Origin of the sequence: Bacillus sp. CDB3, from assembly GCF_002081505.1 — a bacterium.
Lineage (GTDB): Bacteria > Bacillota > Bacilli > Bacillales > Bacillaceae_G > Bacillus_A > Bacillus_A cereus_AT.
Window position 1 is genome coordinate 63,143 of the sequence record NZ_ALBR01000015.1, and the last position, 16,839, is coordinate 79,981.

A 16,839-nucleotide genomic window follows, 5' to 3' on the forward strand; every position below is an offset into this window, starting at 1 on the left:
ACCTTCTCTTTCTTTGTAAACGTATTTCGTAAAAGAAGAAGGGAGAAATCTTTCTTTGTAGTACGATTCAATTTATAATAGCAAATGGAAGGAGAGTGCATATGTCATTAACAAATGAACAACAAGAGCGATTTCAAATTTTGCTCCAGCAGTTGCAAATACCAGAAGACCTTATAAATCAATATTTACATGGCGGTGGTATTGAAAAGCTAGTTATCGATAAAGCAAATAAAAGTTGGCATTTTGATTTACAAGTGCCACGTATTTTGCCAACAGAATTATATGAATTGCTAGAAACAAAGCTTAAGCAATCATTTTCTCATATTGCAACAACAACATTTGCATTAGAAACAGAGAATAAACAATTTACAGAAGAAGAAGTGAGGGCGTATTGGCCACTTTGTACGGAACGAATTACATTTTCACCTATGTTTGCGTACTTAAAAAAACAACTTCCGCAAGTGAATGGCGTGAAGTTGCTAATAAATGTGAATAATGAGCTAGAATCTACTGCTCTAAAGAAAAACGTTGCGAAACCAGTAGGTGAACAATATGAAGCTTTTGGATTTCCACGTTTTCAGTTAGACACACATATAAAACAAAATGTAGAAGAAATGCAAAAGTTCCGTGAGCAAACGCAGCAAGAAGACCGCGAGCGTGTTATACAAGCTATGGAAGAAATGGCGAAGAAGCAAGCTGAAGAAAGCAGCGTTGTGCATGAAGGACCGATTACACTCGGGTATCTTATTAAGCCAGATGAAGAGATTACACCGATGCGAGAAATTCAAGATGAAGAAAGAAGAAAAACGGTTCAAGGATATGTCTTTCACGTAGAAACGAAAGAACTTCGTAGTGGACGTACGTTATTAACTTTAAAAATAACGGATTATACAGATTCTATTATGATCAAAATGTTCTCACGTGACAAAGAAGATATTCCAATGCTGCAATCCTTGAAAAAAGGAATGTGGGTGAAGGCACGCGGTTCTGTCCAAAACGATACATTCGTTCGGGATTTAGTAATGATTGCAAATGATATTAATGAAATAACAGGACCGTCTCGTAAAGATAAAGCGCCAGAAGGTGAAAAACGTGTAGAGCTGCACCTTCACACGCCAATGAGTCAAATGGATGCTGTTACTCCTGTTTCTAGGCTTGTTGCCCAAGCTGGTAAATGGGGGCATGAGGCTATTGCGGTTACAGACCATGCTGTTGCTCAGTCTTTCCCAGAAGCATATTCTGCGGGTAAAAAGGCTGGGGTTAAAGTTATATACGGTGTGGAGGCAAATTTAGTTAATGATGGTGTACCAATAGCATATAACGAAGCACATCGTTTACTTGCAGAGGAAACATATGTTGTTTTCGACGTTGAGACGACAGGTTTATCAGCTGTATACGATACAGTAATTGAGTTAGCTGCCGTAAAGATAAAAGGCGGCGAAATCATTGATCGCTTTGAATCTTTCGCAAATCCACATCAACCATTATCTGCAACAATTATTGAATTAACAGGTATTACAGATGATATGTTAACTGATGCTCCAGAAGTGGACGAAGTGTTCAAAAAGTTTGAGGAATGGATGGGTGACCATACACTTGTTGCCCATAACGCAAGCTTTGATATGGGCTTTATTAACGTAGGTTTTAAAAAGGCCGGGCTAGAAAAAACGAAAAACCCAGTTATTGATACGTTAGAACTTGCACGGTTCTTATTCCCAGAAATGAAAAATCATCGATTAAATACAATGTGTAAAAAGCTTGATATTGAATTAACGCAACATCACCGTGCGATTTATGATACAGAAGCAACGGGATATTTACTTGTGAAAATGTTAAAAGATGTGATTGAAAAGGGATTTGAATATCATGATCAACTAAACGATAGTATGGGGCAAGGGGATGCATATAAACGTGGGCGTCCAAGTCATATGACATTACTTGCCACATCAGACGTTGGATTAAAAAATTTATATAAACTTGTTTCATATTCTCATCTGAATTACTTTTACCGTGTACCACGAGTGCCAAGGTCTCTATTAAAAAAATATCGTGAAGGCATTATAGTAGGAACGGCTTGTGATAAAGGTGAAGTGTTTGAAGCGATGATGCAAAAAGCACCTGAAGAAGTAGAAGAAATTGCACAGTTTTATGACTATATTGAGGTTATGCCTCCAGAGGTGTTACGTCATTTAGTAGAACGTGAACTCGTTAGAGATGAAGGTCAATTAAAAACAATTATTTCTAATTTAGTTAAACTAGGCGAGACGTTAGATAAACCAGTTGTTGCTACAGGGAACGTGCATTATTTAGAGCCAGAGGATGCAATGTATCGTAAAATTTTAGTAAGTTCGCAGGGCGGAGCAAATCCGTTAAATCGACATTCTTTACCGCCTGTACATTTCCGTACAACAGATGAGATGTTAGAGTGTTTTTCATTTTTAGGTGAAGACAAAGCGAAAGAGATTGTAGTAACGAATACACAAAAGGTTGCGTCATTAATTGGTGATGTTCATCCAGTAAAAGATGATCTATACACACCGAAAATTGAGGGTGCCGATGATGAAACGCGTGATATGAGTTATAAAATGGCACGTAGCATTTATGGGGAAGAGCTACCAGAAATTGTAGAGGCTCGTTTAGAAAAAGAATTGAAAAGTATTATTGGACATGGATTCGCCGTTATTTATTTAATTTCACATAAGCTTGTGAAAAAATCGTTAGTAGACGGATATTTAGTAGGTTCGCGTGGATCGGTAGGGTCATCATTTGTTGCAACAATGATGGAAATTACAGAAGTAAATCCATTACCACCGCATTACGTATGTCCAAAGTGTAAGCAATCAGAATTCTTTAATGACGGTTCTGTAGGTTCTGGTTTTGATTTACCAGATAAAGAATGTCCAACGTGTAATGTGTCATACGTAAAAGATGGACATGATATTCCGTTCGAAACGTTCCTTGGATTTAAAGGAGATAAGGTGCCCGATATCGATTTGAACTTCTCCGGGGAATATCAACCACGTGCCCATAACTATACGAAAATACTGTTCGGTGAAGATTATGTATACCGTGCGGGAACGATAGGTACAGTTGCGGAAAAAACCGCTTATGGGTATGTAAAAGGATATGCGAATGATCATAATTTAACGATTCGAAATGCAGAGATAGATCGGTTAGTTGCAGGTTGTACAGGGGTAAAACGTACAACTGGACAGCATCCAGGCGGTATTATTGTAGTACCAGATTACATGGACATCTTTGATTTCTCACCAATACAGTTTCCGGCGGATTCAATAGGGGCTGAGTGGAGAACAACGCACTTTGATTTCCACTCGATTCATGATAATTTATTAAAACTTGATATACTTGGACACGATGATCCGACCGTTATTCGTATGTTACAAGATTTAAGTGGTATTGATCCAAAAACAATACCAACGGATGATCCAGAAGTGATGAAAATTTTCTCAGGTCCAGAATCGTTAGGCGTAACAGAAGAACAAATCAACTGTAAAACAGGTACACTTGGTATACCAGAGTTTGGTACGAAATTCGTAAGACAAATGTTAGAAGAGACAAAACCAACGACATTCTCAGAGTTAGTCCAAATCTCTGGACTATCACATGGTACTGACGTATGGCTCGGTAATGCAAACGAGTTAATTTATAATGGTACATGTACACTGAGTGAGGTTATTGGTTGTCGTGATGACATCATGGTATATTTAATTTATCAAGGTTTAGATCCATCATTAGCCTTCAAAATCATGGAGTCAGTTCGTAAAGGTAAAGGTGTACCGGAAGAATGGGAAGAGGACATGAAAAATAATAATGTACCAGGTTGGTATATTGATTCATGTAAGAAGATTAAATACATGTTCCCTAAAGCCCATGCGGCTGCTTACGTACTTATGGCTGTACGTATCGCGTACTTTAAAGTGCATTTTGCACTTTTATTCTATGCGGCATATTTTACAGTTCGTGCAGATGATTTTGATGTAGAAGCCATGGCGAAAGGTTCAGCATCCATACGCGTAAAAATTGACGAAATTGCTCAAAAAGGGTTGGATGCAGCGCCGAAAGAGAAGAGTTTATTAACTGTACTAGAAATGACACTTGAAATGTGTGAGCGTGGATACTCATTCCAAAAGGTTGATTTATACCGCTCACATGCAACAGAATTTATTATTGATGGAGACTCATTAATTCCTCCATTTAATGCAGTGCCTGGTCTTGGTACAAACGCAGCTTTAAGTATTGTAGAAGCACGTAAAAATGGAGACTTCCTATCAAAAGAAGACTTACAGCAGCGCAGTAAGGTTTCAAAAACAATTATTGAGTATTTAGATAGTCAAGGTTGTCTAGGAGATTTACCGGATCAAAACCAATTATCACTGTTCTAACAGGTAGGAAAAGTCTTTGCAAATCAATATTTGCTATGGTATACTATAAACCGAGATAACCATGTCATGTATATTTTGTGAAAAAGAGAGTGGGGAAACCCACTCTTTCGTGTTACTATCTACATTTTATCTATGTGGATAGTAAAGATATTTCTGTCGTATATACATATTTTGTTACAAGTTTTACTTCTTAAATTTGGTAATACTAAGACAGATATTCCCTGCTTAACAGCAGGGGCTTTTGTTAGCTAACGAGAAAGAATAAGATAGACCGTCTTAATGAACGGGATCTTTTCTTGTAAATGGTACATGGCGGCAGGAAGGAGGCTGTTTATGGATAAGAAAGTCACAGAAGTTGTAGAAGCATTTGCGCAGCCGATCGTTGAAGAGTTAAATCTTGAACTTGTAGATGTGGAGTATGTGCAAGAAGGACAAGACTGGTTCTTACGCGTATTCATCGATTCTGAAAAGGGAGTCGACATTGAAGAATGCGGTGCGGTAAGTGAACGTTTAAGCGAAGCTTTAGATAAAGAGGATCCAATTCCTCATCTTTACTTTTTGGATGTATCATCTCCTGGAGCGGAACGCCCATTAAAGAAAGAGAAAGACTTCCAGCAAGCGGTAGGGAAACAAGTGGCAATTAAAACATATGAGCCGATTGATGGTGAAAAGATGTTTGAAGGAAAGCTACTTTCCTACGACGGTACTACAATTACACTACTATTAACAATTAAAACACGTAAAAAAGAAATCCAAATTCCAATGGATAAAGTTGCCAATGCGCGACTTGCTGTTACGTTTTAGTAAGAAGGGGGATCTTCATGAGCACTGAGTTGTTAGATGCTTTGCTCGTTTTAGAGTCAGAAAAAGGTATTAGCAAAGATATTATTATTGATGCGATTGAAGCAGCATTAATCTCTGCTTATAAACGCAATTTTAACCAAGCACAAAACGTTCGTGTGAGCTTTAACCCAGAAGTGGGAACAATTCAAGTTTTAGCACGTAAAGACGTTGTTGATAATGTGTTTGATCCACGTCTTGAAATCTCTGTAGAAGAGGCAAGACAAATTAATCCAAACTACCAAGATGGCGACGTACTAGAAATTGAAGTAACGCCAAAAGATTTTGGTCGTATTGCAGCACAAACTGCAAAACAAGTTGTAACACAACGAGTTCGTGAGGCGGAACGTGGTGTTATTTATTCAGAATTTAGTGATCGTGAAGAAGACATTATGGTTGGTATTGTACAGCGCCAAGATGCTCGTTTCATCTATGTAAGCTTAGGGAAAGTAGAAGCTTTATTACCTGTAAGTGAGCAAATGCCAAATGAGCAATATAAACCACATGACCGTATTCGCGTATTTATTACAAAAGTAGAAAAAACAACGAAAGGACCACAAATTTACGTATCACGTACACATCCTGGTCTTTTAAAACGTTTATTCGAAATGGAAGTTCCAGAAATTTATGATGGAACTGTAGAAATTCGCTCTGTAGCGCGTGAAGCAGGCGATCGTTCGAAAATTTCTGTGTATGCAGAGAATATCGATGTTGATCCAGTAGGTTCTTGTGTAGGACCGAAAGGACAACGTGTACAACGCATTGTAGATGAACTAAAAGGCGAAAAAATTGACATCGTTCGCTGGTCAAATGATCCAGTTGAATATGTTGCAAATGCTTTAAGTCCATCACAAGTTGTTAAAGTACTTGTAGATGAAGAAGAAAAAGCAACAACTGTTGTTGTTCCAGACCACCAGCTTTCATTAGCAATTGGTAAGCGTGGACAAAATGCACGTCTTGCAGCTAAATTAACAGGCTGGAAAATTGATATTAAAAGTGAGTCTGATGCGAAACAACTTGGTATTGTAACAGAAGAAGATAGCGTAATCGCATTCGGATTCGATTCAGTTGAAGACGAAATCGAATAGAGGTGATGAGTATGAGCAATCGAAAAGTTCCGTTACGAAAATGTATTGCGACGCAAGAGATGAAATCAAAACGAGAGCTCGTTCGCATTGTTCGTTCCAAAGAGGGCGAAGTGTCTATTGATTTATCAGGAAAAAAAATCAGGACGAGGTGCATATTTGTCAAAAGATAAAGAATGCATTATTCAAGCCCAAAAGAAAAATATTTTGGAACATCATCTAAAAGCGAAAATCGACAGTTCTCTGTACGAAGAGCTTCTTGAGCTTGTTGAGAAGGAGTCGAAGTAAGTGTCCGATTGGAAATCGTTTTTAGGACTAGCAAACCGCGCTCGAAAAATTATTTCGGGTGAAGAACTCGTTTTAAAAGAAGTACGAAGTGGCAAAGCAAAGCTAGTATTGCTTTCTGAAGATGCGTCAGCGAACACTACAAAACGTATCATTGATAAAACCACGTACTACAACATACCAATGAGAAAAGTCGAAAATCGACAACAATTAGGGCATGCGATTGGGAGAGACGAGCGAGTCGTTGTAGCTGTGTTAGATGAAGGCTTTGCGAAAAAGCTACGTAGCATGCTCGATACAAATTACCGGGGGTGAAGGTATGAGTAAAATTCGAGTACATGAATATGCAAAAAAAAATAATATCTCAAGTAAAGATCTTATGACAAAACTAAAAGAGATGAATATCGAGGTTTCGAATCATATGACAATGTTAGAAGACGAAGTAGTAAACAAATTAGATAATCAATATAACACTGGGGCAGAAAAACCTTCTGTTGCAGATGAGTTTGAAGTAGAAGAGAAAGTTGTTCGCAGTAAAAAGAACAGCAATAAGAAGAAGAAAAAAGGCAAAGGAAATGAAGACAAACGTCAAGAAAACTTTGCTGGAAGACAACAAACACAAATAGTAGAAACACCAGATAAAATTACTTTCTCTGGAAGCCTTACAGTAGGTGAACTTGCTAAAAAGTTAAGCAAAGAGCCATCTGAAATTATTAAAAAGCTCTTCATGATAGGAATTATGGCAACAATTAACCAAGATTTAGATAAAGATACAATTGAGTTAATTGCTACTGATTACGGTATTGAAGTAGAAGAAGAAGTAGTTGTAAGTGAAACTGAATTTGAAACATTCATCGATGAGCAAGATGATGAAGAAAACTTAAAAGAGCGTCCAGCTGTTGTTACAATTATGGGACACGTTGACCATGGTAAAACAACATTGCTTGACTCTATCCGTAATTCAAAAGTAACTGCTGGCGAAGCTGGTGGAATTACTCAGCATATCGGTGCATACCAAGTTGATGTAAATGATAAAAAAATTACATTCTTAGATACGCCTGGTCACGCAGCATTTACAACGATGCGTGCTCGTGGTGCGCAAGTAACGGATATTACAATTCTTGTTGTTGCAGCTGATGATGGTGTTATGCCACAAACAGTTGAAGCGATTAGCCATGCGAAAGCAGCTGGAGTACCAATTATTGTTGCAGTGAATAAAATGGATAAACCAGCGGCAAATCCTGATCGTGTAATGCAAGAATTAACAGAATATGAATTAGTTCCAGAAGCTTGGGGCGGAGACACAATTTTCGTACCAATTTCTGCAATTCAAGGCGAGGGAATTGACAACTTGCTAGAAATGATTCTTCTTGTGAGTGAAGTAGAAGAATATAAAGCAAATCCAAATCGCTATGCAGCTGGTACTGTAATTGAAGCGCAGCTTGATAAAGGTAAAGGAACTATCGCGACATTACTTGTTCAAAACGGTACACTTCGAGTTGGAGATCCAATTGTTGTTGGAACATCATTCGGTCGTGTTCGTGCGATGGTAAGTGATATTGGTCGTCGTGTAAAAGTTGCTGGTCCATCAACTCCTGTTGAAATTACAGGTTTAAATGAAGTACCACAAGCGGGAGATCGTTTCATGGCATTCGCTGATGAGAAGAAAGCTCGTCAAATCGGTGAATCACGTGCACAAGAAGCGTTACTTGCTCAACGCGGTGAGAAATCTAAATTAAGCCTTGAAGATTTATTCCAACAAATCCAAGAGGGCGATGTAAAAGAAATTAACTTAATTGTGAAAGCAGACGTACAAGGTTCTGTTGAAGCAATGGCAGCATCACTTCGTAAAATTGATGTTGAAGGCGTAAAAGTGAAAATTATCCATACAGGCGTAGGTGCGATTACAGAATCTGATGTTATTTTAGCTTCTGCATCTAATGCAATTATAATTGGATTTAACGTACGCCCTGATGTGAATGCGAAGCGTACAGCTGAATTAGAGAACGTTGATGTTCGTTTACACCGTATTATCTATAAAGTAATCGAAGAAATCGAATCAGCAATGCAAGGTATGCTGGATCCAGAATTCGAAGAAAAAGTAATCGGTCAAGCGGAAGTACGTCAAACGTTCAAAGTAACAAAAGTTGGAACAATCGCAGGTTGTTACGTAATCGACGGTAAAATTACACGTGATAGTGGCGTTCGTATTATCCGTGATGGCGTAGTAGTTTTCGAAGGACAACTTGATACGTTAAAACGTTTCAAAGACGACGTAAAAGAAGTTGCACAAAACTATGAGTGTGGTATTACAATTGAGAGATATAATGATCTTAAAGAAGGGGACATCATTGAAGCGTACATTATGGAAGAAGTGAAGCGATGATTATCGCTTCACTCTCATTCGAGTGTATGATTTACGATGTGCATTCTTTAAAAGAGAAACGAGCAATTTTGCAAAGGGTGCTAACTCGTGTGAAGCAGCGTTATAACGTAGCTGTTTCAGAAGTAGGGCATCAAGATGTATGGCAACGTACAGAAATTGCAATTGTTTCCGTATCCTCAAATCGTGTTATCTGTGAAAAAGAAATGAATCGTGTACTCGAGTACATCGATTCATTTCCTGAAATTGAACGTACGATAACACAATTGGAATGGTACTGAATGAGGTGAAGAATTATGAAATTACGTGCAAACCGTGTAGGCGAGCAAATGAAAAAAGAATTAGGCGACATAATCAGTCGTAAAATTAAAGATCCACGTGTCGGATTTGTTACAGTAACAGATGTACAAGTGAGTGGAGATTTACAAATTGCTACAGTATATATTTCTGTTTTAGGTGATGAAGAACAGAAAGAAAGTACATTAAAAGGTTTAGCGAAGGCGAAAGGCTTCATTCGTTCAGAAATTGGCCAACGTATTCGTCTTCGTAAAACACCGGAAATTTCCTTTGAATTTGATGAGTCTATTGGATATGGTCATCGAATTGATACACTTTTACATGAAATTAATAAAGAAGGTAAACGTGAAGAATAATGGATAGACATATGTCTATCCATTTTTTCAATGCAAAATAAGTTTTGGATATTTATTATGAAAGAATTATGATGAGGTGAACATATATGGAAGGTGTAGTATTATTACATAAGCCAAAAGGCATGACGTCACATGATTGTGTATTTAAATTAAGAAAGATTTTACGTGAGAAACGAATTGGTCATACGGGAACATTAGATCCAGATGTAACGGGTGTATTACCGATTTGTGTTGGTAAAGCAACGAAAATTGCACAATTTTTAACAAGTGAGACGAAAACGTATGAAGGTGAAGTAACATTAGGATTTTCTACGACGACTGAAGATGCTTCGGGTGAAGTTGTAGAAACGAAAAATGTGGATCGTGTTATTACACGAAAAGAAGTAGAAAATGTTCTTGCAAAGTTAACAGGAACAATTGAACAAATGCCACCGATGTTTTCAGCTGTAAAAGTAAACGGGAAAAAACTATACGAATATGCTAGAGCAGGTCAAGAGGTTGAACGTCCAGTTCGTACAATTACAATTCACGAATTTGTATTACTTGATGAACGTGAAGTTTTTGAAGGGGAAAACATTTCATTCCGTTTCCGTGTAACGTGTAGTAAAGGAACATATGTAAGAACGCTAGCAGTAATGATTGGTGAAAAACTTGGTTTTCCATCACACATGTCCCATCTTGTAAGAACAGCATCTGGTGAATTTTTACTAGAAGATTGCATATCATTTGAAGAAATTGAAGAAAACGTGCAAAATGGAACAGTAGAGTCTATCTTCATTTCAATTGATGAAGCGTTAAGTAAGTTTCCAAAAATGGTTGTAGATGAAAAGCAGGCAGAAAAAATAAAAAATGGTATGTTCTTAAAGAATGAATTAGAAATAACAGCACCATTTATTACAGTATTTGATAAAAATGATTGTTGCTTAGCGATTTATGAGCATCATCCAAAACACCCTGGTATGCTAAAGCCAATGAAAGTACTTGTGAATAATCAAGAACTAAAGCTATAATGAATTATCGGAAGGATTATTACAGAAAAAGGTGAATTCAAGCGTGAAACTTATTCATTTAACTCATCCACATGAACAAAATAAATTAGAATTACCACCTACTGTAATGGCATTAGGATTTTTTGATGGCATTCATTTAGGACATCAATGTGTGATTCGAACTGCGAAGCAAATAGCGGATGAACGGGGATATAAAAGTGCAGTTATGACATTTTATCCTCATCCATCTGTTGTTTTAGGAAAAAAGGAAGCGCATGTGGAGTATATTACACCAATGCGTGATAAAGAAAAAATAGTCGAAAGTTTAGGAATCGATATATTATATGTTATTAAATTTGATGAATCATTTGCAGGATTATTACCACAACAATTTGTAGATGATTATATTATTGATTTAAACGTAAAGCATGTAGTAGCAGGCTTTGATTATTCATATGGACGTTTAGGGAAAGGGAAGATGGAGACTTTACCATTTCATGCAAGAGGGGAGTTTACACAGACCGTGATCGAAAAAGTTGAATATCAAGAAGAAAAAGTAAGTTCTACCTCATTACGAAAGTTAATTCGAAATGGAGAAATGGAGCAGATTCCATCTATTTTAGGGAGAGCTTATACGGTAGAAGGAACAGTTGTGCACGGTGATAAGCGTGGACGCCAAATTGGCTTTCCAACTGCAAATGTAGGTTTAAGTGATGAATATCTACTCCCACCTGTAGGTGTATATGCAGTGAGATTAAAAGTTCACGATGAATGGCACGATGGCGTATGTAATATTGGATATAAACCAACTTTTAAAGAGAATGAGCGCCAATTATCTATTGAAGTACATCTATTTGAATTTAATAAAGATATATACGATCAAAGTGTCACGGTGGAGTGGCATATGCGTATAAGAGAAGAAAAAAAGTTTAATGGTATTGATGAGTTAGTTGCACAAATCGCGAAAGATAAGAAAATCGCCCAAGAATATTTTTCAAGCGCAAAGAATATACTTGCTTTTTCAAATGAAAAGTAGTATTCTATGTTATGTACTTTATGACAACCATTGCTTGGCATTGCGACTCACCGACGCTTGCTAGGTAACTGGGGGTTTAATTATTAGGAGGTGAAATAGGATGGCTTTAACACAAGAGCGTAAAAATGAAATCATTGCACAATTTAGAACTCATGAGACTGATACTGGTTCTCCAGAGGTTCAAATTGCTGTCCTAACGGAGCAAATTAACACTCTAAACGAGCACTTACGTACTCACAAGAAGGATCATCATTCACGTCGTGGTCTATTAAAGATGGTTGGTAAACGTCGTAACTTACTTACTTACCTTCGTAATAGCGATATCACACGTTACCGTGAATTAATCACAAAGCTTGGCTTACGTCGATAGTCAGAGAAGCGGGAATATTCCCGCTTTTTTGTTAGGTAAAAATATATCTTCTACTCTTTATAGCTTATTAAATTTTCGGCAATACTAGAGGAAAGAATATTGTGATATACTATCCATTTACATAGAAGAATTGAATATTTTAAATTGAGAGGGGTACTTAAATGAGTCAGGAAAAGCAAGTCTTCTCGATAGATTTAGCTGGTCGTCAGCTAACAATTGAAACAAGTCAGCTTGCAAAACAAGCGAACGGAGCAGTATTAGTAAGATATGGCGACACAGCAGTTCTATCTACAGCAACTGCATCAAAAGAGCCAAAAAATGTAGATTTCTTCCCGCTTACAGTAAACTATGAAGAGCGTTTATATGCAGTCGGAAAAATTCCAGGCGGCTTTATTAAGCGTGAAGGCCGTCCAAGTGAAAAAGCAATTTTGGCAAGTCGTTTAATCGACCGTCCAATTCGTCCACTTTTCGCAGATGGTTTCCGTAACGAAGTACAAGTTGTCAGCATTGTAATGAGTGTTGATCAAGATTGTTCTTCTGAAATGGCAGCTATGTTTGGTTCTTCATTAGCGTTATCGATTTCAGATATTCCATTTGAAGGCCCAATCGCTGGTGCAACAGTTGGTCGTATTAATGGCGAGTTCGTTATTAATCCAACAGTAGAACAGCAAGAACAAAGTGATATTCACCTAGTTGTAGCTGGTACGAAAGATGCAATTAACATGGTTGAAGCAGGAGCAGATCAAGTGCCTGAAGAAACAATGTTAGAAGCAATTATGTTTGGTCATGACGAAATTAAACGTCTAATTGCATTCCAAGAAGAGATTGTACAAGCTGTAGGTAAAGAGAAATTAGCAGTAAAACTTTATGAAGTTGATGCTGATCTTAATCAAGCTGTACGTGAAATGGCTGAGAAAGATATGCATTCAGCGATTCAAGTACATGAAAAGCATGCACGTGAAGATGCAATTAACGAAGTGAAAAAGCGTGTAATTGAACATTACGAAGCGCAGGAAGCTGACGCTGACACATTAGGACAAGTAAATGAGATTTTATATAAAATTGTAAAAGAAGAAGTACGTCGTCTTATTACAGTTGAAAAAATCCGCCCAGATGGCCGTAAAGGTGACGAAATCCGTCCATTAGCATCAGAGGTTGGCATTTTATCTCGTACACACGGTTCTGGTCTGTTCACACGTGGACAAACACAAGCATTAAGTATTTGTACATTAGGTGCATTAGGCGATGTACAAATTTTAGATGGTCTTGGTGTAGAAGAATCAAAACGCTTTATGCACCATTACAATTTCCCATCATTTAGTGTTGGTGAAACAAGACCGATGCGTGGACCAGGTCGTCGTGAAATTGGTCACGGTGCACTAGGAGAACGTGCTCTTGAGCCTGTAATTCCATCTGAAAAAGATTTCCCATATACAGTACGTCTTGTATCTGAAGTTTTAGAATCAAATGGTTCTACTTCACAAGCAAGTATTTGTGGTAGTACTTTAGCAATGATGGATGCGGGTGTTCCACTGAAAGCTCCAGTTGCTGGTATTGCAATGGGTCTAGTTAAATCTGGTGAGCATTACACAATTTTATCTGATATTCAAGGTATGGAAGATCATTTAGGTGATATGGACTTTAAAGTAGCAGGTACAGCAAAAGGTGTAACTGCACTGCAAATGGACATTAAAATCGATGGTCTATCTCGTGAAATTTTAGAAGAGGCATTACAACAAGCGAAAGTTGGTCGTGTGCACATTCTAAATCATATGTTATCTGTTATTGCAGAGCCACGTACTGAATTATCAGCGTATGCTCCAAAGATTATTACAATGACAATTAACCCAGATAAAATCCGTGACGTTATTGGACCGAGCGGTAAACAAATTAATAAAATTATTGAAGAAACTGGCGTTAAAATTGACATCGAGCAAGATGGTACAGTATTCATTTCTTCAATAAATCAAGAAATGAATGACAAAGCTAAGAAAATTATCGAAGATATCGTTCGTGAAGTACAAGTAGGCGAAATCTACGAAGGAAAAGTGAAACGTGTTGAGAAATTCGGTGCTTTCGTTGAATTATTCAGCGGTAAAGATGGATTAGTCCACATTTCTGAACTGGCACTTGAGCGTGTAGGTAAAGTAGAAGACGTTGTGAAAATCGGTGATGTAATTACAGTTAAAGTTATCGAGATTGACAAGCAAGGTCGTGTGAACCTATCTAGAAAAGTATTGCTAAAAGAAGAGCAAGAAAAAGAAGCTGCGAAAGAAGAAAATAAACAAGAGCAGCAATAAGTAAAAGCCAGTTAAACTGGCTTTTTTTGTTATGTAAAAAACATGATTTGCATATATTTTTATGTCAGTATAGGTATAGTTTTCATCATAACGCTCAAATTAACAAAGATAAGAAGAAAATGGTTTTCTTTTTATATAGTTAATGGGAGGGTTTATATGAAAGTTCGTATATTTGCATACATATTAATATTTTCTTTATATGTTGGTGTAGGCTCTTATTCCGTTTTTGCTCAAGATAGTTTGTATGAAGAAATTCAAAAACATGCAAAACAGTATGAGGTTGTCCCGCAAAATGCGGCGATTGATAAGATTTGGAAAGCGACACCAGGATATAATGGAAGACAAGTGGATGTAGAAGCATCCTACAATAATATGAAGACGCTCAAGAAGTTTGATCAACAGCAACTTAAATTCAAGGAAGTATCACCGAGTGTCCATCTAAAAGATTTACCACCAGCTCCCATTTATCGAGGGCACCCAAATAAAAAAATGGTGGGATTAACAATTAATGTGGCATGGGGCAATGAGTATTTGCCTCGTATATTAGAGATATTGAAAAAACATGATGTGAAGGCGACTTTCTTTTTAGAAGGACGTTGGGTGAAAGAAAATTTGAGGTTTGCAAAAATGATTGTAGATGCGAATCAAGAAGTAGGAAATCATTCTTACACACACCCGAATATGAAAACGTTATCTTCGGAGGAAATACGAGAGCAATTGCAAAAAACGAATCAAATGATAGAAGTAGCTACGAATCAAAAGGTCAGATGGTTTGCTCCTCCAAGTGGAAGTTTTCGGGATGAGGTAGTAAAGATAGCAGATGATTTTCAAATGGGTACGATTATGTGGACGGTAGATACAATTGATTGGAAGCGACCAGAACCAGGCGTACTATTGCAGAGAGTAATGCGGAAAATACATCCAGGTGCTATCGTGCTGATGCATCCTACTTCATCTACAACGGAAGCATTAGAAACTATGATTAAAAATTTGAAGGAACAAGGATATAAAGTGGGGAATATAACAGAATTACTGGATGAAAAACGTGTAGATTAAATACATTTGCATGACATTCATCCTTAAACTTGTTATCATTAAATAATAGCAATTATTTAGAGAAACTGGCATTAGGAGGAAAGTTTTTGATTAAAAAATATACGTGTAAAAATGGTGTAAGAATTGTTATGGAGAATATTCCAACTGTACGCTCAGTTGCGATTGGTATATGGATCCATGCAGGTTCAAGAAATGAAAATGAAAAAAACAATGGGGTTTCGCACTTTTTAGAGCACATGTTCTTTAAAGGGACAGAAACACGTAGCGCGAGAGAAATTGCAGAATCATTTGATAGCATTGGCGGACAAGTAAATGCTTTTACTTCAAAAGAATATACATGTTACTATGCAAAGGTGTTAGATGAGCACGCTAAATACGCGTTAGACGTTTTAGCAGATATGTTCTTTAATTCAACATTTGATGAGGAAGAACTGAAAAAAGAGAAGAATGTTGTATGTGAAGAAATAAAAATGTACGAAGATGCGCCAGATGATATTGTGCATGATATGTTAACGAAAGCGACATATGAAACGCATCCGCTTGGATATCCTATTTTAGGAACAGAAGAAACACTTGAAACATTTACAGGTGATACGTTACGTCAATATATAAAAGATCATTACACACCTGAAAATGTAGTTGTATCAATTGCAGGTAATATTGATGAATCATTTTTACAAATTGTAGAGCAATATTTCGGTAATTACGAAGGCACAACAAATCGTGAACAAGTACATAGTCCAATTTTCCACTTTAATAAAGTAGCACGTAAGAAGGAAACAGAGCAAGCTCATTTATGTTTAGGATATAAAGGCTTGCAAATGGGACACGAAGATATTTATAACTTAATTGTATTAAATAATGTTTTAGGCGGTAGTATGAGTAGCCGTTTATTCCAAGAAGTACGTGAGCAACGTGGATTGGCGTACTCAGTATTCTCGTATCACTCTTCTTATGAAGATACAGGGATGTTAACGCTTTACGGTGGAACAGGTAGCCAACAATTAGATACACTGTATGAAACAATGCAAGAGACGTTAAATACGTTGAAAAATACAGGTATTACAGAAAAAGAGCTTGTTAATAGTAAAGAACAATTAAAAGGAAACTTAATGTTAAGTTTAGAAAGTACGAATAGTCGTATGAGCCGTAACGGTAAAAACGAACTACTTCTTCGTAAACATCGTTCTCTTGATGAGATTATTGAAAGTGTAAACACTGTAACAAAACAAAATGTAGACGAGTTAATTCGCAACATGTTTACTGATGAATTCTCTGCAGCACTTATTAGTCCAGATGGAAAACTCCCAAAAGGAATGAAACTTTAATTGGTGTTGTGATTCATTTGTTTTCAGAAATAACCGTATCTCTTTTAAAGGAGATATGGTTATTTTTTTTATATATGCAGAATAGGTACTTATTATAGGGAGGCTTTGATA

13 protein-coding genes and 1 pseudogene are annotated in these 16,839 nt (G+C 37.0%); all 14 read left to right on the forward strand.

All coding sequences use genetic code 11. From position 1 onward, the window contains the following. The first annotated feature begins 101 nt into the window (after window positions 1–101). The 14 genes and pseudogenes from CDB3_RS05435 (at window position 102) to CDB3_RS05500 (ending at window position 16,728) form a co-directional block, all read left to right on the forward strand. Window positions 102–4,403, forward strand: coding sequence for a PolC-type DNA polymerase III (locus CDB3_RS05435; protein WP_128853694.1), 4,302 nt, complete (start codon window positions 102–104; stop codon window positions 4,401–4,403). Between the two features lie 333 nt (window positions 4,404–4,736). Then, window positions 4,737–5,207, forward strand: a complete 471-nt coding sequence (gene rimP / locus CDB3_RS05440; RefSeq protein ID WP_000359098.1) for a ribosome maturation factor RimP — start codon at window positions 4,737–4,739, stop codon at window positions 5,205–5,207. A 17-nt stretch (window positions 5,208–5,224) separates the two neighbouring features. Further along, on the forward strand, window positions 5,225–6,331 hold the full coding sequence (gene nusA / locus CDB3_RS05445) for a transcription termination factor NusA (protein ID WP_000102601.1): 1,107 nt from the start codon (window positions 5,225–5,227) through the stop codon (window positions 6,329–6,331). Window positions 6,332–6,342: 11 nt separating this feature from the next. Next, a pseudogene (rnpM, locus tag CDB3_RS05450) lies at window positions 6,343–6,616 on the forward strand (RNase P modulator RnpM). Beyond that, window positions 6,617–6,928 carry a YlxQ family RNA-binding protein gene (locus CDB3_RS05455; RefSeq protein WP_001286519.1) on the forward strand — a complete coding sequence of 104 codons (312 nt, stop codon included), beginning with the start codon at window positions 6,617–6,619 and terminating at the stop codon, window positions 6,926–6,928. Between the two features lie 4 nt (window positions 6,929–6,932). Continuing rightward, window positions 6,933–8,999: a translation initiation factor IF-2 gene (gene infB, locus CDB3_RS05460; protein WP_128853695.1), complete on the forward strand. Its 2,067-nt coding sequence runs from the start codon at window positions 6,933–6,935 to the stop codon at window positions 8,997–8,999. Then, entirely contained in the window at window positions 8,996–9,277 is a 282-nt protein-coding gene (locus tag CDB3_RS05465; protein WP_000582364.1) for a DUF503 domain-containing protein, read from the forward strand. The genes infB and CDB3_RS05465 overlap by 4 nt, the downstream gene beginning before the upstream one ends. A 15-nt stretch (window positions 9,278–9,292) precedes the next feature. Beyond that, window positions 9,293–9,649: a 30S ribosome-binding factor RbfA gene (gene rbfA, locus CDB3_RS05470; protein WP_000776443.1), complete on the forward strand. Its 357-nt coding sequence runs from the start codon at window positions 9,293–9,295 to the stop codon at window positions 9,647–9,649. Window positions 9,650–9,735: 86 nt separating this feature from the next. Next, window positions 9,736–10,659 (forward strand): tRNA pseudouridine(55) synthase TruB, encoded by a 924-nt coding sequence (truB, locus tag CDB3_RS05475; RefSeq protein WP_071746777.1) that lies wholly within the window; start codon window positions 9,736–9,738, stop codon window positions 10,657–10,659. A gap of 43 nt (window positions 10,660–10,702) precedes the next feature. Further along, a complete protein-coding gene (gene ribF / locus CDB3_RS05480; protein ID WP_000766725.1) occupies window positions 10,703–11,674 on the forward strand; it encodes a bifunctional riboflavin kinase/FAD synthetase in 972 nt (323 codons plus the stop codon). Window positions 11,675–11,774: 100 nt separating this feature from the next. Further along, window positions 11,775–12,044 carry a 30S ribosomal protein S15 gene (gene rpsO, locus CDB3_RS05485; RefSeq protein ID WP_001229392.1) on the forward strand — a complete coding sequence of 90 codons (270 nt, stop codon included), beginning with the start codon at window positions 11,775–11,777 and terminating at the stop codon, window positions 12,042–12,044. A gap of 161 nt (window positions 12,045–12,205) precedes the next feature. Beyond that, window positions 12,206–14,344: a polyribonucleotide nucleotidyltransferase gene (gene pnp, locus CDB3_RS05490; protein ID WP_128853696.1), complete on the forward strand. Its 2,139-nt coding sequence runs from the start codon at window positions 12,206–12,208 to the stop codon at window positions 14,342–14,344. A gap of 156 nt (window positions 14,345–14,500) precedes the next feature. Beyond that, window positions 14,501–15,400, forward strand: a complete 900-nt coding sequence (locus CDB3_RS05495; RefSeq protein ID WP_128853697.1) for a polysaccharide deacetylase family protein — start codon at window positions 14,501–14,503, stop codon at window positions 15,398–15,400. Window positions 15,401–15,486: 86 nt separating this feature from the next. Further along, on the forward strand, window positions 15,487–16,728 hold the full coding sequence (locus CDB3_RS05500) for a M16 family metallopeptidase (protein ID WP_071746773.1): 1,242 nt from the start codon (window positions 15,487–15,489) through the stop codon (window positions 16,726–16,728). The last annotated feature ends 111 nt before the right edge of the window (window positions 16,729–16,839 follow it).